Genomic DNA, 22,428 nt, shown 5'->3' on the forward strand with positions numbered 1-22,428 from the left:
ATGATGAAATTAGCAAAATCACAAAAACACGCCTTTTCAGTGGAGCGCGCTCAACGCCAACAAGGTTTTACCTTAATCGAATTGGTCATCGTTGTGGTTATTTTAGGCCTGTTAGCCGCCACTGCTTTACCGCGCTTACTGGATGTGACCGAAGAAGCGGAAGATGCCACAGTTGAAGGGGTCGCAGGTGGATTTGCAACAGGCGTAGGCTTGGTGCGAGCTCAATGGGAAATTGAAGGGCGGCCAAAGGAGAATTTTGCCACAAATTTAAGTTTTGTGACGATGGATAATATTCGAATTGGCGTCGATCAAGACACTGGCTACCCGACAGGACAGCTTGATACAGACAGCAGTACCGAAGATACACAAGTAAGTTTGCTAGATTGTGAAAGTATTTTTAACTTAATCATGCAAAGTGCGCCAACAATCTCTTCTGATTGGAACAATCGCCCGTTTGATGAGCACCGCTATTTTACTCGTCAGAGCGAGGGAAACGGCTCTGGGGGAAATGATCTTTGTTATTACTATTTAACCCAGACTATAAAAAACGATACCAATGAGCCTGTTGACAATACCGCAGGGAATGGCTTTATATACGATCCAAGAATCGGGCAAGTAATTGTTTTTAGTAATAATTAGTCAATAATTTGACACGCTACCATTTGCTAATAGCTGATGCTAAACGCAGCTGGTATAACTTTACACAGTTTAAAAATGCTATTTAGCAAATTGGAGTAACATCATGCAAAACAGTAAACAACAGGGTGGTTTTACCCTTATTGAATTAATCATAGTTATCGTTATTTTAGGTATTTTGGCGGTCACTGCAGCACCTAAGTTCTTAGATATTCAAGGTGATGCTCGCGCATCTGTTGTAAAAGGGATGGAAGGTGCTATGCAGTCAGCCAGCGACATTATTCATGCTAAATCTCTACTTGATGGGACAAATGCATCCGCTAACGGCACGCTAACGTTGAAGAATAGCCAAACCGTGCAAACTGATTTCGGATATGCTCGCCATGACTGGGATCTTGCATGGGTTAATATGCTCGACGCTAATATTGAAGTATTAACCGGCGGCGCTTGTACGTCTGAGTTTTGTGTTGATGAGTCTCAGAATATAAATGCGGACCTTACTGCAGATGGCTTCACGACTCTGCCAACTCAAAGTAACGTGGCGTTAATTGTTTATCCAAATGGTACAACTAACGCTGGAGCGTGTTATGCCTACTACATTCATAATGAAGCGGCGACAGCTGAAGGTGAAGAACCTACGATCGGCAGCATTACTACTGGCTGTTAAGCTGGTTAAGCCGGAAAAGTGATAGTGACAAGCCAAATTTAATTTGGCTTTTCTTTCCCGGTTTCCTGTTTGGAGTAAAATGAATGAATACGTTGGGCGGCAAAAACACATTCCCCGTGAATGCTGCGCAGCGTGGTTTCACCCTTATAGAGCTAATAGTGGTGATCCTTATTATCGGTATTCTCGCTGTTTCTGCTGCGAGCCGCTTTGATAGTACTGGCTATGCTGAATACAGCTACCAATCGCGTTTATTATCAGCGTTACGCGCAATGCAACAACGCGCGATGCAGGACACGCGAAACGGTTATTGTTTCCAAATAAACTTCAATACATCGAATCCGGCTTTTGGCCCACCAACGCTGAGTTATCGCAACAACACCCAAGCTGAGCGTACTGCATCTTGCGCAAACAGTATTAATTTCACCACACCAGAGTTTCTGCGAACCAGCAACGGTGAAATTGCCGCTGATGGTATTAGTATGACTACCCTAGACACAGGGAATGGGGCGTTCAATTTAATGGCATTTGATAGTTTTGGTCGCCCTTCAACCAATGTGGGAAGTTGCCAGACTGAGTGTCGTATTACCTTTCAGGGAAGTCAGTCGCCGGCTATCTGCGTCGAAAGTGAAGGGTACATTCATGAATGTTAACAGACCAACCGTGACGTTAAGGAAAAATGCCGGATTTACCTTAATTGAACTGGTGATCGGTATGTTAGTGTTTGCAATCGCCATGACGTTTTTCGTTAGCATGATCGTTCCTCAAGCAACACGTAGTATTGATCCTATTTTTCAAGTGAGAGCGACAGAGTTAGGGCAATCCTTACTAAATGAAATTAGCGGTAAGTCTTTTGATGAGAACTCAAGCCGTAATAGCAGTGTACGTTGCGGTGATGCATCAGCACCAGCATGCACCTTACCGAGTGCGTTAGGACCGGACGGAGAAGGTCGTGGCGCATACAATGATGTAGATGATTTTCATGGATTAGACGAGCGTGATGGCAACATACTCAGCGCCACGGGCGGCACCATAGGTATTAATGGGCGCAATCTATATCAAGGCTTTCGAGCGACAGTGTCGGTTTTTTATGATGCCGATTTAAATGGCATAAATGACAACGCTGTAGGACTGGCAAAGCTTATCACAGTGAATGTAACGACCCCGAATAACGAAGACATCGTATTTTCGACTTACCGGTATAACTACTGATGAGCAAGCACGTGTCTTTCCATCAACATAAAGGTTTTACCCTAGTAGAGCTTATCACTGTCATTATCGTTTTAGGTGTGGTGTCTATTGGTGTCACTAGCTTTATTCGTTCTGGAGTACAGATATTTAATGATGTGAGTGAGCGTGATGAACTATTAAGCCAGAGCCGTTTTGTGTTAGAGCGCTTAAACCGAGAATTACGCAGTGCAGTGCCTAACAGTGCTCGAGTCGCGCAAGCAAATGGTAGCCAATGTATCGAGTTTGTTCCTACCGCATGGGCGACGTATTACACGCGTTTGCCAATCGAGCCTTCCACTGAGCGTACGGTCAATACTGTCGAGCTAGGTGATATAAATGGTCAATTCTCATTGGCTAGTGGTGATATGGCAATTGTTTACCCCACGGACAGTGATGACGTATTTGATGTTGGTCGGCAAAAGCGGCGTACCATTTTATCCTGTACTGACAGTGGAGACGGAAACTGCAGTAGCAATGACAGCCCTGAGCATTTAGCGACTTTAACAGTCGATGGTGCTTTTGCGGACATCTCCCCAGCGTCTAGACTATATATAGTGCGTAATGCGGTGAGCTACTGCGTTCGCGGTGGCAGTATCTTTAGGCACCAAGGGGCTATCGGCCAAACTCAAACAGTCTTCGGGGCAGGCGGAGCGCTAATGGCGCAAAACATCGTTAACGATCTATCCGTTTCTGCGCAACTTCCATTTACCATACAAAATGCGACGTTGAATCGAAATAGCCTCATTCAGATTCTGCTCGCCTTTGAGCTCAACGAAGAAACCATTAACCTTAGCAGTGATATCCATGTGCCCAATGTCCCATAAGCTGCATCCTCTGACGCAATTCCACTCCCGCCAAAAACAGCGTGGTAGTATGTTGGTGATTGCCTTATTTATCATTATTGTGCTGGCTATTTTGGCGTCAACGATGCTGACAATGTTCGCTGCATCGGCCGATAGTGTTGTCAGCGAAGTGTATGGCCAGCGAGCGTTAAATGCAGCGCGTAGCGGTGTAGAGCGAGCGGTTAGCGGTGCCTTTCCACTGTCTGGTGCGAGCAACTGCCCTGCGAATTACAATTTCACTTTTACCAACACTCCTGGCCTAAGCAATTGTCATTACACAAGTGCCTGCGATGTTGTGTCTGTGGACGACAGTGGGGATCTGTACCAGTATTTTCGCATTACCGCCCAAGGCTCCTGTATCGCAGGGGACACAGTGGTAAGTCGTAACGTATCTGTTGAAGGGATACAGTAAATATGTACTTAGGTATGAAATGCAATCCGTTACCCGTGTATCAGTGGACTAGGCTCAAACGATGAAAACTTCGTTTATATCTGTCATTTTTCTCCTCGTTACTCTATTTCCGGTCTCTACGCTGGCAAATACTATGTGCACAGATTTACTTAGTGAAGAGGCCGTTGGTGATGTCACTGATTCAGGTGGTGAAAATCGAAATTACGCCAACCTTGAAAATTGCGGGTTTTTAATCCGACCCGCAAGCAGTGGTAACATTGTGCTTTCTTTTACCGATTTCCAATACCGAAGCGGAGATACGCTTACCGTTTATGATGGTTCTGATGCCAGTTCTCCGCGTTTAGGTCAGTACAGTGGTAGCAATATCCCTGACAGCATAACCTCGACTTCTGGAGCGATGTTTATCGTTCATAATTCAGGTCAAAGTAATACAGGCAGAGGCTTCTCTGCTACTTGGCGACAAATCACTAGAAACAGTTGTAACGCAGAAACATTTACTATTGGCGATCATTTTCCTCAAGCGAGTTACGCCAATAGTACTGGCGCCCGAAATTGGACATCAAACTGGCGTGAAGTGAACGAAAATGATGGTGTTTCTCAAGGCGTATTGCGCGTTACCAACACATTGTGCACGAATGGCAACTGCATGCGCTTGGGGATCATTTCTAGCTCGGGCCCTCGAAGTTATTCCGGACGTTTTTTGTATCGAACGCTGGATTTATCTGATGCGGTTAGCGCTCAACTGACCTTCAATTATCGCACTGGCTATATTACAGGTAGCTCCACTGTGCGATTGGGAATCTCCACTAATGGTGGACAGTCCTGGCACAATTTAAAGAACTACAGCGTCTCTTCGACTCAAACCTCGGCCAATTCTGAAAGTTTTGATATTTCGAATTTTATTGGTAGTAACGTGGCTATTGGCTTCGAAGTTAGCGGTTCGAATTCTGTTGCCGGTTTTTACATGGATGACCTTGAAGTTACGGCAACAGAAGAAGAAATATGTGAAGGGCCGCCACTCGCCTTTTATCAATTTGAGCAGCCCAGTTGGTCTGGCAATGGCAGCATTACGGATTCGTCTTCTTCGGGTTATGACGGTTCACCTGTGGGGGATATTTTTCCTCAGTATCCCAGTGAGCAAAAATCTTGTCAGGTCATGAGCGTACCTAACAATACCCGCTCAGATGTGAGCTCTGCGATTGACACTGGACTCCGTGTTGATAGTGATATCGGTGAAAAAGGAACGATTTCCTTTTGGTATCGCAGCAATCAGTCATGGCAAAGCGGCACTCGGCGCCAGCTTTTTGATGCGTCCACTTGGTTAGGCAGTAACGGTGACTCACGCTTTTTCTATTTAAGCTTAGGCTCAGGAAATTTAGACTTTGGTTTAGAAGACAGCACTGACGCAGATGGCGCATTACGGGTGTCTGGTTTGAGTTTTGCGGCCCAAGAATGGGTGCATGTCGCAGTGAGTTATGATTACAGCAAAGACAGCGCGGCAATTTTTATTAATGGTCGGCAACGGGCACAAACCAACAACCTAGGCCTGAATGGGCAGGCACCGGTTTTCGATACCTTGTATGTGGGCGATAATCGTAGCCGCTATAAAATTCTTAATATGACTGAAAACTCAGCAAATGGAGAATTTGATGACTTACGTATTTATGATTACAGTCAAAGTAGTGATCAGGTCAACACCGACTTGAACAATGTGTCTCCCTGTCAGGTGGAACCCTATGCTGTGTATGAGTTTGAGCAAGCTGAATTTGACGGCAATCAAAGTATCTTAGATAGTACTGATAACGCGCGACATGCGTCGCCAGTAGGGAATATAACGTCCGTCTTGTCTACTGAACAGATTTCTTGTCGCTTTACCGATATCCCTTTTAATAACTCGGCTAATAGTATCAATGCTATTAATACTGGTATCGCCCCTGATGACATGGGCGCCGCTGGAACGATTTCATTTTGGTATCGCAGTAACGAAGCGTGGTCTAGTGGTACTAGTCGGCAGTTATTTGATGCTTCTACAAATATAGGTAATACCAATTCTAAGTATTTTTATCTTAGCTTGCGTTCTTCGCGTTTGTACTTTGGACTTGAGGATCTCAATGATCGTGATGCAGAAGTGGTTGCCAGTGGGCTCAATTTCGCTGCACAGCAATGGGTACATATCGCTGTTAGCTATGATTATGCCGCCAAAACCGCGGTTATTTATGTAAACGGTAGAGAAGCTGGGCGTTCCAACAGCTTAAATTTGAATAGTGGTATTGCTCAGTTCAATAGTTTATACATAGGCGATAACCGAACAAGCTATATTGTAACCAATATGAGCCGAAATTCGGCCAACGGCCAATTTGATAATGTACGCTTAAATGCGTTTGTGCAAAGCAGTAGTCAAATTAATACCGACATGGGGCGTGTGAGCACCTGTCAGGCGATAAGTCACTATCAAATTGAACATGACGGTCAGGGCTTAACCTGTGAAGCTGAAACGGTCACAATCAAAGCATGCGCTAATGAAAGCTGTAGCGAGTTATATACAGAGCAAAGTTCTGTGAGTATTACGCCAGGTACTTGGGGGGCGGGTAATCCTTTGGTGTTTACAGGCTCACTCGAAAATACACCTCTTAGTGTGCTTGACCCAACCACCTTTAATTTTGGCAAGTCTTCTGCCACTCCTGATGTGCCGCTGCGTTGCCTGAATACTGGTTCTGGAGCGCAAGATTGCAACATGACATTTGTAGACGCGGCCTTTGAGTTTGTTGGCGCTGATGTGGCTGACAAATTTTTACCTGACCAAGTAGCAGAGCGCAATTTTAGTGGCGCTAATTTAAGGGCTGTGCGAAATACCGATGGCGTCTGCCAAGCACTGTTGCAGGGACAGCAAGAGATTACGCTTGGAGTCAACTGTACTTCGCCAAACCGCTGTGAAACTAACTTTAGCGGTATTGATACCAGTACTAACCCGAGTGGTGAGTCCACAGGTAGCGTTAGGCTAACCTTTGATGCCAATGGTATTGCATCTTTGGCTGCCCTTAATTACGCCGATGCTGGGCGTGTGGGACTGCGGGCAGAAGCACAAATAAACGGTGTAATTATCACTTCTGGGACAACGAGTGTGGATGTTGTTCCTGCTCATCTGCAATTATCAGTGGCACCAGCAGCCTTGATGTACACAGACAATAACTTTAGCGTTTACCCTTCTAGCGTCGACTCAGACGTGTACCCCGCCGGAGAGGAATTTACCTTTACTATTTCCGCTTTGGGCGCTGTAGGGAATACTCCGTTAAAGAATTATCAACCAGGGCAGCTACAAGTAGCAGCAGAACGAATGCTGCCATATGAAGCAGCGGGTGCAGATGGCATATTTATCTATGGTGACGCTGCGGGGGTTGTAACGCGTCAAACAAAGCAATTCGCTAATACGCCAAGTCTGAACTTTGTGGGTGGACAGTACAATTACCAAGCCAATTACAGCGAAGTCGGTGTCATTCGTCTGGATGTACAAGACGCCAACTATTTACCTGATAACAATAACCCAATAAGTACAATTAGCACTGACAGCACGCTTACTCTAGGAGAATTTATTCCCGCGTACTTTGACGTGCAAATCTTGACGGCTCCTGAGCTTGTAAATCAGTGCGGTAATTTTAGTTATATGGGGCAGCAGGTGACATTTTCGCCTTCTACCCAAGTTGAGCTGGTGGCAATGAATGCTCAGGGTGATGTGACCAGAAATTATATTAACGGATACTGGCGATATAACCCTGACACAACAGATGGGGTGACAATTGATGATGCATCGATTCATGCTACATCAAGCCCAATTGTTACCCGCATCACAAGTGGAGCGCCTGCACAGGTCACCGCGCCAACCGCTTTTAATGGAATCACTTTGGTTGAGGTGCCAGACGCAACATTTGTTTATGAAAAAGTAGCCACAGATTTTACTGCCTACCCTTTAATTGAGCCTTTCGCGGCAGCAGTGGATATGCGCTTTTTGGCTACATTTTTAACGGCCGATAATAATGTGTGTTATCAAAGTAATTATCCTATATCGGGATGTGAAGATTTTAGCATTAATGATGAAACTGGCAGCAATATCACAGGTACTAACGTGAATGTGCGTCACGGCCGACTATCCCTTGAGCCCAACTTTGGACCTGAGACAGACTTTTTAGTTACCCCGGTTCGTGCTGAGCATTACCTCAATGGTCGTTGGCAGCTAAACCAAGAAGACAACTGTACGCCTATCGATTTAACTGAAAGTGCTGGGCAAATTGTGTTAAGCACCCAAGGAGGAAATGACATCACCGGACAAATTGATCCAATAACCAGTAGTGGTACTTTGTTTGGAGGAGAAATTTTAGGGAATAATAATTTTGCTTTAACTGGCACTGCCTCAGGAAATGGCCCAGGCGTAGCGGGTGCAGTGGAAGTGTCATTAGATCCAAGCGCCAGTAACCCAACTTGGGCACAATACTTGAACTTTGATTGGAACAATGACGGTTATATCTGTTCTGACCTAACGCTCTGCCCTGGAGCTAGCAGTATAGATGGCCCATCCTCGATCTTGACTTTCGGTCTGTATCGAGGAAATGACCGTATTATTCATTGGCGTGAAGTGTTTAATTAATGGTCTAAATGCATGATTATTTAAATTGTATTCGTCTGGGCACTTTTTGTTAAATGTACTGTCTGAGTGAGATCAAATTAACATCACAAAACATCCGCTTTTGTTCTTTTTTGGGGTCTTGATAAAAATTTGTTAGTGAAACCTCAAATAATCTAAGGTTTCTACATTTTTTATCACGTCAAATGAGGTGTTTACTTGCCCAAGACGAGGGGCATTGGTAAAGTTAGCGGATTATCTCTCATATCAAACAGGTTGCGGTTTTTCAATGTTCAAAAAGCTTCGAGGAATGTTTTCCAACGACTTATCTATTGACCTCGGTACAGCAAATACGCTTATCTATATAAAGGATCAGGGAATTGTACTAAATGAGCCTTCCGTTGTTGCCATTAGGCAAGAGCGTGCTGGCGGTCCTAAAAGTGTGGCGGCTGTCGGTGGTGAAGCAAAGCGGATGTTGGGGCGTACTCCTGGCAACATTAAAGCCATACGACCCATGAAAGACGGTGTTATTGCTGACTTTTATGTGACTGAAAAAATGCTTCAGCATTTTATCAAACAAGTACATGACAACAATTTTCTTCGTCCGAGTCCTCGGGTATTAGTTTGTGTACCTTGTGGTTCTACTCAGGTGGAGCGTCGTGCTATTCGTGAATCTGCATTAGGCGCGGGTGCTCGTGAGGTGTACCTTATTGATGAGCCTATGGCCGCAGCGATCGGCGCCGGTTTGCCAGTATCAGAAGCAACGGGCTCTATGGTGGTCGATATCGGTGGGGGTACGACTGAAGTCGCGATTATCTCGTTAAACGGTATCGTCTATTCTTCCTCGGTTCGTATCGGTGGTGACAAATTTGATGAAGCCATTATCAGCTATATTCGCCGTAATTTTGGTTCGCTTATTGGTGAAGCGACGGCTGAACGTATTAAGCACGAGATTGGCGCGGCTTACCCTGGCGAAGAAGTAAAAGAAATAGAAGTGCGTGGTCGTAACTTAGCTGAAGGTGTCCCTCGCGGATTTACTTTGAACAGCAACGAAATCTTAGAAGCCTTACAAGAGCCGTTAAGCGGCATTGTATCAGCGGTAATGGTTGCCCTTGAGCAATCACCACCTGAACTAGCCTCTGATATTTCAGAACGCGGCATGGTGTTAACCGGCGGTGGGGCGTTATTAAAAGACTTAGATCGTTTACTCATGGAAGAAACGGGCATTCCAGTGGTGATTGCTGATGATCCTTTAACCTGTGTTGCACGAGGTGGTGGTAAAGCATTCGAGATGATCGATTTGCACGGTGGCGATTTATTTAGCTACGAGTAACCCCTAGTAAAGGATATTAAAAAGCGGCGGTAGCCGCTTTTACATTTCATATGAACTCGATTTTTCTGCGTGGTCCGTCGTTACACATTAAACTGGTTTTTGCCCTAGCGCTGTCAGTGGGGTTAATTGTGTTCGATCACGTATTTGACGGTTTTGCCACTACCCGAGTCTATTTTAATTCTGTGGTAAGCCCCATTCAATATTTAGCCAACCTACCTAGCGAAATGCTCAATGCCAGTGCGAGTCGTTTGGTCTCGCATCAACAACTACTCGAAGAAAATGCCGAACTACAACACAATGCCGTGATACTTAATGGCAAATTACAGCGTTTTGTTTTGCTGCAAGAGGAAAACGATCGTCTACGGCGACTTTTGAATACGCCTGTGCGTGGCGATATTCGCAAAGAAGTGGCGGAGTTAATGGCGGTAGACAACAACCCTTATAGTCATCAAATAGTGATTGACCGTGGTGCGATCCAAGGTGTGTATGAAGGCCAACCCGTTATCGATGATAAAGGAATTGTTGGGCAAATTATGCAAGTTGGTTCGACCAACAGTCGGGTATTACTGATTTCTGATGTAACCCATGCTATTCCAGTGCGCGTGGCGCGAAATAATATACGTATGGTGGTATCTGGCTCAGGGAGTTTGAATGATTTGATTATCCAACATGTCCCTCACAGCGCAGATGTGAAAGAAGGCGATTTGCTGCTTTCTTCAGGGTTGGGCAATGTGTTTCCTGAAGGCTACCCGGTAGCCAGAATTACTTCTATTGTGCGTGATGAAGGCCGCCCTTTTGCTCAGATTAATGCTGAACCAGTGGCATTGTTGGACAGGCTAAAGTATTTGCTTTTGCTATGGCCAAATAATCTGGTGGGGCCTGAGCAAACTGTTCCGGAAGTAGAACAATGAAACTAAGAAACAATACTATCGGTCTGAGTATTATCGTGGCCCTGGTGTTACAAATTATGCCGATGCCCAGCATAGTAGAACAGTATCGCCCTGATTGGGTCTTTCTGGTGCTCGGCTACTGGACGCTTGCTTTGCCAGAGCGCGTGAATGTTGGGGTCGCCTTCATTGTCGGCTTGGTACTCGACTTATTGCTAGGCACCAGTATAGGTGTGCACAGTTTCGCTATGAGTTTAAGCGTATTTGTGCTGGCGGCTAATTATCAGCGTTTGCGAAATTATTCAGTTTGGCAGCAAGCTATCGTCATCGGCATTTTATGCGCGTTATACAATTTAGTGGTCTTTTGGTTAATGCATTTATTAACTGACATCTACTTTATGCTTACATACATGTGGCCGGTAATTACCTCTATGGTAATTTGGCCATGGATATTTTGGTTATTACGTCGGGTTCGTCGTCAGTTTCGTTTGAGCTGAGCCCCACCAGACATCAATTATGCTTATTTTAGCTTCTCAGTCACCCCGTCGAGCTGAGTTACTTGGTCAAATCGGTATCCCATTTACCACGTTAAGCGCGGATATTGACGAATCGATACTTCCGAGCGAAACACCTGAAAACTATGTGCAGCGTCTAGCACAACAAAAAGCCCTAGCTGGTTGGCATGCGAGTGCCAATATTGCTGGGAGCCGACTCGTTTTAGGTGCCGATACGGTTGTGGTAATAAACGAACAAGTTTTAGGTAAACCTAAAGACTTCGATGATGCTAATGCTATGCTAAATTTACTTTCAGGGCAGCAACATCAGGTGCTAACCGCGGTCACCGTTACTTCAGGGCAACGCTTCGAGACTATTCTGGTTAAGACCGATGTGACTTTTTGTGCTTTAAGCCCGTCTCAGATAGAAGCTTACTGGCAAACTGGTGAGCCACAAGATAAAGCTGGCAGTTACGCCATTCAAGGCATAGGCGGCAAATTTGTGACCCATATAAAAGGTAGTTATAGCGCCGTAGTCGGGTTACCTTTATACGAAACGAATCAATTACTTTCTCGGATGAGCCAAGCCCATGAGTGCTGAACTATTAATTAATGTTACCCCCTCAGAGTCACGAGTAGCGCTGATCGAAAATGGCATTTTACAAGAGGTCCATATCGAGCGTCACACCAAACGAGGCTTAGTCGGCAATATATATCGCGGAAAGGTCAGTCGAGTTTTACCTGGCATGCAAGCTGCGTTTGTTGACATAGGTTTGGATAAAGCCGCATTTTTACATGCTTCTGATATTGCGATTCACAGTGAAGTGGAAGACGAAGTGTCGTCTAGCCACTTGGAGAAGCGCGATATTCGTGAGTTAGTCCGTGATGGTCAAAACATAGTAGTACAAGTGGTCAAAGACCAAATTGGCACTAAAGGCGCGCGTTTAACCACAGATATTACCATCCCATCGCGTTACTTAGTGTTTATGCCCAGTGTCGAACATGTGGGGGTATCTCAGCGAATAGAAGATGAGGCTGAGCGTGAGCGTTTGAAAAGTTTGGTGCAAGAGTACTGCAGTGAAAATGGTGGTTTTATCCTGCGCACTGCTGCAGAGGGTGTGAAGGCCCAGGAGTTGCGCCAAGACGCCGATTTTTTGAGACGTTTGTGGGAAAAGATCCGTTCACGAATGAAGAAAAAAACCCACATATTGTACGAAGATCTACCCCTAGCGCGCCGCGTATTACGCGACTTTGTGGGCACTGAGCTGGACCGCATTCGCATCGATTCAAAACTGTCTTTTCACGAATTACAGCAGTTTACCCGAGAATATGTACCTGAATTACATCGCTTATTAGAGTATTACCCAGGCGATCGACCTATTTTTGACCTCTATGATGTAGAGAACGAATCTCAGCGCTCACTTGAACGTCGAGTCGACTTAAAATCCGGTGGCTACATTATCATTGATCAGACCGAAGCCATGACCACAATCGATATCAATACAGGTGCCTTTGTGGGCCATCGAAATTTAGAAGAAACTATTTTCAATACGAATATTGAAGCCACATCAGCGATTGCTCGTCAGCTTCGTTTACGCAACCTTGGAGGTATGATTTTAATTGATTTTATTGATATGGCTGACTCGGATCACCAGAGACGCGTTATCCACTCTTTAGAAAGTGCAACCAGTAAAGATCGCGCTAAAATCAATATACATGGCTTCACTGCACTTGGTTTGATTGAAATGACCCGCAAAAGAACGCGAGAAAGCTTGGAACATATTCTGTGCGGCGAGTGTCCTGTATGTAAGGGCCGAGGCACAGTGAAAACCGTCGAAACTGTGTGTTTCGAAATTATGCGTGAAATTGTGCGGGTCAATCGCGCCTATGACGCAGACAAATTTGTGGTGTACGCCGCGCCGTCTGTGGTTGAAGCCCTACTAGGTGAAGAATCACATATGTTGGCTGAACTAGAAGTGTTTGTGTCGAAACAAATAAAGGTACATACCGAGTTGCTTTATAACCAAGATAAATACGATGTGGTAATGATGTGAAGTCAGGCTCTTATTATGCCGCTTACATTATCAAAAAACTATGGTCTTGCGCCGCTATTATATTGGTGCTGGTGGCTGTGGCAATCAGTGTTGTGCGCTACACCTTGCCCTACATGGATGGGCACAAACATCGAATAGAGCAATGGGTTGAGAGCCAGTATGGTGTTGAAATTAACATTGGTAACATCACCGCTCAATGGAAAGGTGCGGGGCCTGCAATTGTTCTTGAAGACTTGCAGCTGGTACAAAATTCCCAATCCCCTCTTAGTTTAGATATCGACAAAACCGTCATTGAGCTGGATTTTTGGGATTCGGTGTTGGCGCGTCAAATTCGCTCACAACGCTTTGATTTAAATGGCCTGAACCTGAAAGTCGATTTGACATTAATGAATCGAGAGGGCAGCGACTTTCCTGTTGTTTCAGCTTTAAAGCAGTTGTTTTTAGAGCAGTTGCAATCTTTTTCGGTGAGTAACAGCCAGTTCGAAATCACGACCTCCCATGATCAACAAGTAGTGTTAGTTAACCAATTACTGTGGAGTAACAAGGGGCGTCATCACCAAGGAGTAGGCGAACTGCAGGTAGAAGAGCTAGCCAGTAACTCTGCGTCTTTTACCTTGGATCTGCGCGGTGACAAAGATTCGTTAAACGGCACTTTTTATGCCAAAGCACATGAAGTAGAGCTGTCGCCATGGATTAATCAGTGGTTGGAGACACGGTATGAATTAGTCGAAAGCCGTGGAAACTTTGTGGTGTGGGCAAGTATTGAAGACGGTGATATTAAAAATGCCCAACTGGATTTAGCCGACAGTCGGTTTGTGTGGCAAAAAGAAGATGCACAAATCACGGCGGCTATTTTAGGTGGCCAACTTAATGCTGAGCCAAGCAAAGACGGTTGGATATTCAACTTGTACGATCTTGGCTTACAGGCTAACGACCGCTCGCAAACGTCCAACTGGTATGGTGAAATAAATCATAAAGGACAGGTGCATATACAAAATGCCGACCGTGTTGATTTATCTGCGATCACACCGCTTTTACCACTGGCGTTAAACCCCGTTGATTTCAATGTGCTACAAGGGCTTGCCCCACGCGCCACATTGAACAAACTCAATATCCAATTCGATAAAACCGATACCTATGCCCAAGTCAATGTGAGCCATATTGGCTGGCAACAAAGTGCAAACATACCGGGTGTGGATAACCTTGAGCTGAATGTAAACTGGCACAATGATCAAGGCCGGGTGCAAATTAGTGGCCGCAATTCCCAGTGGAAAGTCGACAGCATAGTTGATCGAAATATTGAGTTTCAAACTGTCAATGTTGATATGTATATTCAATCTCTTGCACAAGGGGTCGAAATATATGCACCTCAAATAGCATTGAAAAGTGACTGGTTAAACATAGCTCAGCATATGCGCTACAACACTAAAACCGGATTTCTTGCCCTTAATGGCACCATAGGCGAGTTAGATGTAGCGCACGTGAATACGCTCTTTCCTGGAGACCTGATGGGCAAAGATACCAAAGGGTATTTGCAAAGAGCCCTCAAAGGCGGTCAGGTTAAAGGAGTCAATATTCTCTGGAACGGACAGTTAGATCAGTTCCCCTTTGCAAGTAACCAAGGGGTGTTTCAAATTTCAGTTGGGGTTGAAGACGCACAGTTTGAATTTGCCTCTGATTGGCCGCAACTCAGCGAGTTGGAAATTGATTTATTGTTTGAAAACCAAGGTCTGTTCATGCAAGCCCACTCAGGTAAATTACTCGATGTTAATTTGTCTGATTTATCAGCGGACATCCCGACTTTAGCTGCTGGGGCTGTGCTTAGCATAGACGCTAAGGGTGCCGCTCTAGGTGCGCAAGTGAACAGGTTAATGAAAAGCAGCAGCTTGGCGGATAGCTTAGGGAAGGTGCTGGATGAAGTACAGGTCAGTGATGCACTTAACGTAGATTTGAATCTCGTCATTCCTTTATCAGGCAATGACGTAGTAGCAAGTGGGGTGGTGCATTTAGCAGACAATCAAGTTTATGTGCCACGGGTTGATATGCATTTGCAGCACGCAAAGGGGCAAGTGGCGTTTAGTAACGAAGTGGTTGATATGAGTGGCCTGCAAGCGCAACTTTTCAACCAGCCGATCGAAGTTGATTTTAGGGGACGCCAACGTAACGAGGGTTATCTAGCCAACATCGATTTAAAGGGTGATTGGAAAATTAAACCTCTTGTGGAACGCTTTGTACCTAGTTTGGCTAGCTATGTTGACGGCGTATCTCCTTGGCATACCAACGTAAAGCTGACGTTGCCGAAAGACGGTTTTAGCTATACAGCCAATTTGTACACCAGCTTGACCGGAGTAGGCTCACAGCTGCCTCAACCACTTAACAAAACTGTTAATCAAAATAAACCCCTGAGTTTAGATGTGTCTGGTGATGAGACTGCATCAACGGTCAGTTTGAAAATGGGTTCGCAGGTTAAATTTGATGGCGTACTGCCTTATGAAACTATGCAGTTTTCTCGGGCACATCTGGCCATAGGCGAAGCGCTGGATATGCCTATGGGGTTAGGTTTTAGCGTAGCGATGAACCTCCCCTACGTGAATATAGACAACTGGTATCAGGCTATTTCCTCTTTACTGCATGATTTAACTGACGACGAGTCGGATATACCTTCTGAGCAAGACAAAAAGCCCTTTATCGGTGAGCCTCAACGTATTTTCTTAAATGCTGATAGCGCCACAGTTGCCTCTCAGCAACTAACAGGTTTAGAAGCGGTCACCAAAAACACCAGTGATAGCTGGCAAATCAATGTGAACGCCAAGCAGGTTAGGGCGAATGTCTCCTTGTATAAAGATTGGTTAGCTAGGGGGATTAATATCTCTGCGGATTACCTTGATCTAGCTGGATGGGAGAAAAAGGAAGGTAAAGCGATAGAATTTTTACCTAAGCTTGAAACCTTACCCCCAGTTGAATTTTTATGTGAGCGTTGTCGTTTTGAGGATAAGGATTTAGGTCGAGTGGACTTTAAACTATCCCGGGCAGCAAACGGAATGCATATTGATTCACTGCGCTTAAATAACGACCATGGTCTCTTGTACGCCAGTGGCGATTGGTTATTTAACCAAAACGGCAGTCACACTAAAATAGAAGGTGAGTTTAGTAGTTCAGACTTCGGTTTATTTTTAAAGGGATTTAATTTTGACTCAGGCATCAAAGATTCAAAAGCTTCAGCCAAATTTAACTTAGATTGGCAGCGCGCACCGTTTGAGTTCGACTATGCGACGTTAAATGGCAACGTTGATTGGCGACTCAGTGACGGTTATTTAACCGAGGTCACCGATAAAGGCTCACGTATTTTTAGCTTGCTTAGTTTAGAGTCGCTGGTGCGTAAACTACGTTTAGATTTTCGTGATGTATTCGCTCAAGGTTTTTTCTACGACAAAATGAAAGGGAGTTTTCAGGTTGCACAGGGTACGGTGGACACTCGTGATACGGTAGTGGATGGTGGCGCTGGTGAGATCACCATGCAAGGTTACACTAATTTGAACACCCGAGAAGTGAATTACAATATTTCCTTTGCGCCTAAAGTGACATCCAGTTTACCCCTTATCGTCGCTTACATGGTTAACCCAGCGACGGCATTGGCAGCGTTAGCATTAGATCAGGTACTCACGTCAGCTAAAGTCATTTCTAATATCAAGTTTTCGTTAACGGGCACCTTAGATGACCCTAAATTAGAAGAACTTGAGCGTGACAGTAAAGAAATTAGCTTACCAGCACAAACCAACCCTGCGCCTGTTGGTGCGCCTAATGCTGGGCTTGCAATCGATCCGATTGGCCACAATACAGATATAAGTTTTCCACAAGATATAGACAAAGAGCGCTTAGCGCTGGAGGTATCAGATGGCTAATCTTATTGCCCTACAAATGACGTCTACACCTGAGGTGACAGAAAATCTCGATTATGTTGAGCAGCAATTGGCTAAACTCACAGTCAACGAGCCCACCTTAGTGGTGTTGCCTGAATGTTTTGCTTGCTTTGGGGCTGGCGATAAGGTTTTACTGAGTATTGCTGAGGCTTTGGGCGAAGGGCCCATCCAGTCGCGTTTAATGCGTATGGCAAAGCAATATGGCGTATGGTTAGTGGCAGGTAGCATGCCGCTTCGAACCACTGTTCCTGACAAATTTACCGCGTCGTGTTTGCTGATAAATGATGCAGGTGAACGGGTGACTGAATATCAGAAAATACATTTGTTTGATGTGCAAGTAGCAGATAACACTAAGACCTATTGTGAGTCTAAGTACACCCAAGCGGGTAGTACATTGGTCAGTGTGAAAGACACACCATTTGGGCATTTAGGCTTAGCTATTTGTTATGATGTTCGCTTTCCTGGGTTATTTCAGGCCATGGCTGAACACCAAGCATTGGATGTAATAGCGCTGCCGGCTGCCTTTACCCAAAAAACCGGTGAAGCCCATTGGCAGGCGTTAATAAAAGCGCGGGCAATTGAAAATCAGTGCTATTTAGTGGCAGCGGGGCAAACTGGTATTCACGCCAATCAGAGACAAACCCATGGTCATTCCTGTATTATTTCACCTTGGGGTGAAACCTTAGCTGAAATACCACAGTCGGTAGGCGCGATCGACGCCCAGCTAGACCCAACCATAGTTAATCGAATTCGCCGGGATATGCCGGTCTATTCCCATAATAAATTCAGGAGTTACCTTGTCTAATCTGGTTGAACAAAACCTGCTTACTGCCGCTAATCTCGACAGAGGTCATCTGGCCAATGCGTTAGATGCCATTTATCAACATGATAATGACTTTGCTGATCTGTATTTTCAAGCAAGCCAGCATGAAACCTGGGTGTTAGAAGATGGCATCATCAAAGACGGCAGTTATAACGTCGAACGCGGTGTGGGTGTACGTGCCGTTAGCGGTGAAAAAACCGGTTTTGCTTACTCAGATGACATTAACCCTGAGGCATTGATGCAAGCGGCTACAGCCTCGCGCAATATTGCAAACGCGGGTGGTAAGCATAAAGTTAATGGCCTTAAAAGTATAAAGGTCGACGCTAAATATCATGCTGACAACCCGATTTTGGGTATGCAAGATGAAGAAAAAATAGCGCTATTGCGTGCAGTAGATAGCTATATTCGCCAGCAAGAAACTGCACTTAGCCAAGTTGTGGTAAGTATTAGTGGCGTCTATGAAGAAGTATTGATCGCCGCCACTGATGGCACTTTCTGTACAGATATTCGCCCTTTAGTTCGATTAAATTGTTCTGTGTTGATGGAAAAAGACGCTCGTCGCGAACGAGGTAGTTCAGGGGCTGGTGGTCGCTATGCTTATGAGTATTTCCTTACGCAAGAAGACGGGCGCCCTCTGTACGAGAAAATTGCAGATGAAGCCATTCATATGGCACGTGTGAATATGCGTGCGGTGGCTGCCCCTGCTGGACAAATGCCAGTGGTATTGGGCAGTGGTTGGCCGGGTGTATTGCTTCACGAGGCAGTAGGCCATGGCTTAGAGGGGGACTTTAATCGCAAAGGGGCATCTACTTTTAGCGGGCGTATGGGTCAACAAGTGGCATCTGAAGGTTGCACTATTGTGGATGATGGCACACTGGCGAACCGTCGTGGGTCGTTGTCGGTCGATGATGAAGGCACACCGAGCCAATACAATGTATTGATTAAAGACGGCATTCTAACCGGTTACATGCAAGATAAGTTAAATGCACGTTTAATGGGTGTTAAGCCAACGGGTAACGGGCGTCGTGAGTCTTATGCACATTTACCTATGCCGCGTATGACTAATACTTACATGCTAGGGGGGCAGTATGCGCCAGATGAAATTATATCGACTATCAAAAACGGTATTTATGCCCCTAACTTTGGTGGCGGTCAAGTAGACATCACCTCGGGTAAGTTTGTATTTTCTACCTCGGAAGCCTATTTAATTGAAAATGGTAAGGTGACTAAACCGATTAAGGGTGCAACGCTTATTGGAAATGGTCCAGAAGCCATGCAGAAGGTCTCTATGGTGGGCAATGACTTAGCATTAGATAAAGGTGTAGGGGTTTGTGGTAAAGACGGTCAGAGTGTGCCGGTGGGCGTAGGTCAGCCGACACTCAAAGTGGATGAGCTTACCGTTGGCGGCACAGCCTAGTTTTCTTTTTTGCTACCTTTACCGTAATAAAAAATGGCGCGATTACGCGCCATTTTTGTATCTGCTGCTTTGGTAAGCGCTTAGTTCAAAGTCACTATTGCACTTGTTGCCGATTCGATCCCGCTAGGTGAGGTGATCACCACACTCAATGTCGCTTGTGTGGTTTCAGTCACATCGTTCTCTAGCGTGAAAGTGGCACGTGATTCGGCGTTCACCGCTGTACTTGGCATGGTTAAGTTTGTTTGACCGCTCAGTTGACCAGCGCTAGTACTAACGACTATCGTTGAGCCGCTTGCAATAGGCTGGCGTGCGGTATCAGCGAAAACCAAGGTAAAGCTTTGAGTGGCGTTTCTAGGGATTGTTGATGAACCTGTCGTTCCTTGATAATTACTGGCGATGATGGCAGCACTATTATTAAGAATATCAATCTGTGCAGCCGAGCTAGACGTCACCAAAACTAAGGCGCGGCGCACATGAATGGTACTGGCTTCATCTACGCCGCAAGTCTCGCCAGAACATTGTGGGCCGTTAAAAAGGCCATCTGGACCATCGAATTCTTCGTCACTATCGTAATCTAGGAAGATTTCTCCGTTGTCCCAGATATTATTTTCATTGTCATCCCGCCATGCTTCTCTCATATCCACAAAGCCAGTTTGGCCGTATAAGCTTGTGCCGAAACCACTATCAGTGCCATCGTTAAAACCCAAACCATCTGCATCGTCGTAAATGTTGTTACCGTTACTGTCGAACAAGGTTTCATGACCAATCGCCGTGGCTAATATCGTAATGCGATGATCCGGTACTGTGGGATTAGCACTCACCCAAGTGACAGAACACGCTCCAGATAGCGTAGTACAACTGCCGTCGATAGACCCACCTTCCGTTGAAAAGCTGACAGCGGTCCCATCAGGTACTGGATTATTAAACGTATCAGCCAAGCGGACGGTTAGGTTTACTTGCTGCTCGTTGATATCAAACGCTTCTGGGTTGCGGTTGTCAGCTGAGATGGTCATGCTGTTTTGATCTGGCAAGCCAGTACTAACCGATAGCAAATCAGATTGGGTGATAATTGTGTCACCGGACTCTGTCTCAACTTGCGCTGTTACACGCACCGAAGTAGGCACATCACCGGCAGTCACGCGAGTACTCACTTGACCCTGTGAATTGGTGAGGCCTGTCGTTGAAGAGAGTGTTAAACCACCGGTTTGGGTATTTAAGCTAAAGGCTACTTCTTGTTGTGCCAGCGGGTTGCCCAACGCGCCGTTGACCTGAAAAACCAAAGTAGAAACAGATGAGCTATTTTGTCCACCAGTGCCGCGCAGCACCAAAGAGCTAGGCTCTGCTGACACAAATGCCAAAGAACCAATAGATTCAGCCTGAATTGAAATTGTCTGAGACACGCTTAGCGTTGCGTTATTGACCACTACGGAGGCGACAATAGAATCGCTATTCCCATCTCCACCTGCGCAGCTTTGGTCTTCAAAAGTAGCGTTAGCCACACCGTTAATTGTGTTGACTAAGGTATCAATGGTGGCAAAGCCATCGGCGACACAATTAGAACTAAAGGTGACTGGCGTTTGGCTGAGTATGCGCTGGTCATTCTCATCCACCAATGCAATTGAGAGACCTAAAGTACCACCAGCGCTGATCTCTACATCGCCATCGGTGTTTCGGGTACTCACACCTAATTGATTTTCAACGAACACGCCATCTTCATCGAAATAGCCCAAGCGTATCACTTGCTCACTGATAGCACCGGCGGCTTGTATTTCATAGTTAAGTGAGCTAGCTAAATCTACATCATCGACGACTGCTATGGCCGTTGCCACACCAGCGCCAATATCTGTGTCAGTGGCTGATAACGTGACCTGAGCGACACCATTGCTATCGGTTAAAGCTGAATCTGTATTTAAAGTGCCACGCTGTGCACTGAAGGTCACAATAACACCGGCAACAGGGTCAGCATTTTCATCTAGGATTTGCGTCTGCAATTGCACTTCGGTATCGGCCTGAAAGCGGTTGACTACTTGTCCATTATTAAGCATAGCCATACTCACCACGGCTGTTTCACTGGCGGTGGTTGTGGTGCTTAAGTACTCATAGTTTTGCGTAGCACTTGTATCCTCATAGGTGGCACTTAACTCAGCAGCACCGATTTCAGTGTTCTCGCTAGAGATAGTAATCTGAGCGACACCTTGGCTATCGGTCAATTTAGTGGTGCTCGACAGCGTCCCTAATGAGCCGCTAAAGGTCACTATTTCACCTTGTACTGGGTTACCGTCTTGTAACAATGTGGCTTCGATGCAGGCTACTTGACCCGAGGTGAAGCTTTGAGTAGGAGTTGAGCATTGGTCATCGAACGTAGATAGAGCTAGGGTATAGTTAGATGTGTCACTGCCTGCATCACCGCCTGAGCCAAATGGGTCATCACCATTGTCACCAGACACCCCACCACCACAACTGGTTAACGCAAAAAGCGCTAGCCATACTATGTACTTCGGTAACCTAATACTCATATTTATTATCCGTCTATTGAAGATTTAAGATATTTAAATAACTCACGAGCCGCCTTGGGCGGTTTATTATCCGCTTGTTGTTTTGCCGCCTGGCGAACCAACTGGCGTAATTTCTGACGTTCTAAAATAGGATGTTCTACTAGTACTTCTTCAATTGCGCTATCACCTTGGGCTATTAAGTTATCGCGCAGAATCTCTAATTTGTGAAATTTTTGATTGGTTTTTTGATGAGAAGCTTGAATTTGCAGTAGTGCTTGCTCAATTGGAACCACGTCCCGATGGCGCATTAATTTACCAATTAACTGTAATTGACGACGGTAACCTTCTTTTTTACGCAAAATCCGTCTTGCCAACATCACAGCATCGAGTAATTCCTGATCCATCGGGATTTTTGCTAGTGCTGTTGGGCTCAGATCCACTAAGGATACCCCTAGCTTTTGCAAATCATTCATTTGATTTTTGATCTGCGTTTTACTCAGTTGAGTGTCTTCTTGTTCTACTTCAAATTCGTTTTTATCTGGAGATACGGCCATAACAATGTCTTTAATGGTACACTAGGAAAATATTGTAACCTTGTATTGGCGA

At 45.4% G+C, this 22,428-nt stretch carries 17 protein-coding genes; 15 read left to right on the top strand and 2 right to left on the bottom strand.

What is annotated here, in order from left to right; all coding sequences use genetic code 11:
- From FX988_RS13835 to tldD, 15 genes are all read left to right on the top strand, one after another.
- Positions 1–639: a type II secretion system protein gene (locus tag FX988_RS13835; protein ID WP_160180679.1), complete on the top strand. Its 639-nt coding sequence runs from the start codon at positions 1–3 to the stop codon at positions 637–639.
- A 103-nt stretch (positions 640–742) separates the two neighbouring features.
- Positions 743–1,303 carry a prepilin-type N-terminal cleavage/methylation domain-containing protein gene (locus FX988_RS13840; protein ID WP_160180680.1) on the top strand — a complete coding sequence of 187 codons (561 nt, stop codon included), beginning with the start codon at positions 743–745 and terminating at the stop codon, positions 1,301–1,303.
- A gap of 83 nt (positions 1,304–1,386) precedes the next feature.
- A complete protein-coding gene (locus FX988_RS13845) occupies positions 1,387–1,953 on the top strand; it encodes a prepilin-type N-terminal cleavage/methylation domain-containing protein (protein ID WP_160180682.1) in 567 nt (188 codons plus the stop codon).
- On the top strand, positions 1,943–2,512 hold the full coding sequence (locus FX988_RS13850) for a prepilin-type N-terminal cleavage/methylation domain-containing protein (protein ID WP_160180684.1): 570 nt from the start codon (positions 1,943–1,945) through the stop codon (positions 2,510–2,512). The genes FX988_RS13845 and FX988_RS13850 overlap by 11 nt, the downstream gene beginning before the upstream one ends.
- Positions 2,512–3,354, top strand: coding sequence for a PilW family protein (locus FX988_RS13855; RefSeq protein WP_160180686.1), 843 nt, complete (start codon positions 2,512–2,514; stop codon positions 3,352–3,354). Before FX988_RS13850 ends, FX988_RS13855 begins: the two co-directional genes overlap by 1 nt.
- Positions 3,344–3,784, top strand: a complete 441-nt coding sequence (locus tag FX988_RS13860; RefSeq protein WP_254700615.1) for a type II secretory pathway protein — start codon at positions 3,344–3,346, stop codon at positions 3,782–3,784. Before FX988_RS13855 ends, FX988_RS13860 begins: the two co-directional genes overlap by 11 nt.
- A 133-nt stretch (positions 3,785–3,917) precedes the next feature.
- Positions 3,918–8,423 (top strand): DUF6701 domain-containing protein, encoded by a 4,506-nt coding sequence (locus FX988_RS13865; protein ID WP_160180688.1) that lies wholly within the window; start codon positions 3,918–3,920, stop codon positions 8,421–8,423.
- A gap of 265 nt (positions 8,424–8,688) precedes the next feature.
- On the top strand, positions 8,689–9,732 hold the full coding sequence (locus tag FX988_RS13870) for a rod shape-determining protein (protein WP_006992360.1): 1,044 nt from the start codon (positions 8,689–8,691) through the stop codon (positions 9,730–9,732).
- A 50-nt stretch (positions 9,733–9,782) separates the two neighbouring features.
- Complete coding sequence (gene mreC, locus FX988_RS13875) at positions 9,783–10,643, top strand: rod shape-determining protein MreC (RefSeq protein WP_160180690.1); 861 nt, start codon at positions 9,783–9,785, stop codon at positions 10,641–10,643.
- Positions 10,640–11,116 (top strand): rod shape-determining protein MreD, encoded by a 477-nt coding sequence (gene mreD / locus FX988_RS13880; RefSeq protein WP_160180691.1) that lies wholly within the window; start codon positions 10,640–10,642, stop codon positions 11,114–11,116. Before mreC ends, mreD begins: the two co-directional genes overlap by 4 nt.
- A 19-nt stretch (positions 11,117–11,135) precedes the next feature.
- Complete coding sequence (locus tag FX988_RS13885; protein ID WP_160180693.1) at positions 11,136–11,714, top strand: Maf family protein; 579 nt, start codon at positions 11,136–11,138, stop codon at positions 11,712–11,714.
- Positions 11,704–13,167 carry a ribonuclease G gene (gene rng, locus FX988_RS13890; protein WP_160180694.1) on the top strand — a complete coding sequence of 488 codons (1,464 nt, stop codon included), beginning with the start codon at positions 11,704–11,706 and terminating at the stop codon, positions 13,165–13,167. Before FX988_RS13885 ends, rng begins: the two co-directional genes overlap by 11 nt.
- Entirely contained in the window at positions 13,164–17,069 is a 3,906-nt protein-coding gene (locus tag FX988_RS13895; protein WP_160180696.1) for a YhdP family protein, read from the top strand. The genes rng and FX988_RS13895 overlap by 4 nt, the downstream gene beginning before the upstream one ends.
- Entirely contained in the window at positions 17,062–17,892 is an 831-nt protein-coding gene (locus FX988_RS13900; protein WP_160180698.1) for a carbon-nitrogen hydrolase family protein, read from the top strand. The genes FX988_RS13895 and FX988_RS13900 overlap by 8 nt, the downstream gene beginning before the upstream one ends.
- On the top strand, positions 17,885–19,327 hold the full coding sequence (tldD, locus tag FX988_RS13905; protein WP_160180699.1) for a metalloprotease TldD: 1,443 nt from the start codon (positions 17,885–17,887) through the stop codon (positions 19,325–19,327). The genes FX988_RS13900 and tldD overlap by 8 nt, the downstream gene beginning before the upstream one ends.
- Positions 19,328–19,407: 80 nt before the next feature.
- Here the strand turns inward: tldD and FX988_RS13910 are convergent, their stop codons facing one another.
- On the bottom strand, positions 19,408–21,843 hold the full coding sequence (locus FX988_RS13910; RefSeq protein ID WP_160180701.1) for an Ig-like domain-containing protein: 2,436 nt from the start codon (positions 21,841–21,843) through the stop codon (positions 19,408–19,410).
- A 5-nt stretch (positions 21,844–21,848) separates the two neighbouring features.
- Positions 21,849–22,376 (bottom strand): ribosome biogenesis factor YjgA, encoded by a 528-nt coding sequence (yjgA, locus tag FX988_RS13915; RefSeq protein ID WP_160180703.1) that lies wholly within the window; start codon positions 22,374–22,376, stop codon positions 21,849–21,851.
- Positions 22,377–22,428 lie beyond the last annotated feature (52 nt).

This window comes from Paraglaciecola mesophila (assembly GCF_009906955.1).
GTDB classification, from domain to species: domain Bacteria; phylum Pseudomonadota; class Gammaproteobacteria; order Enterobacterales; family Alteromonadaceae; genus Paraglaciecola; species Paraglaciecola mesophila_A.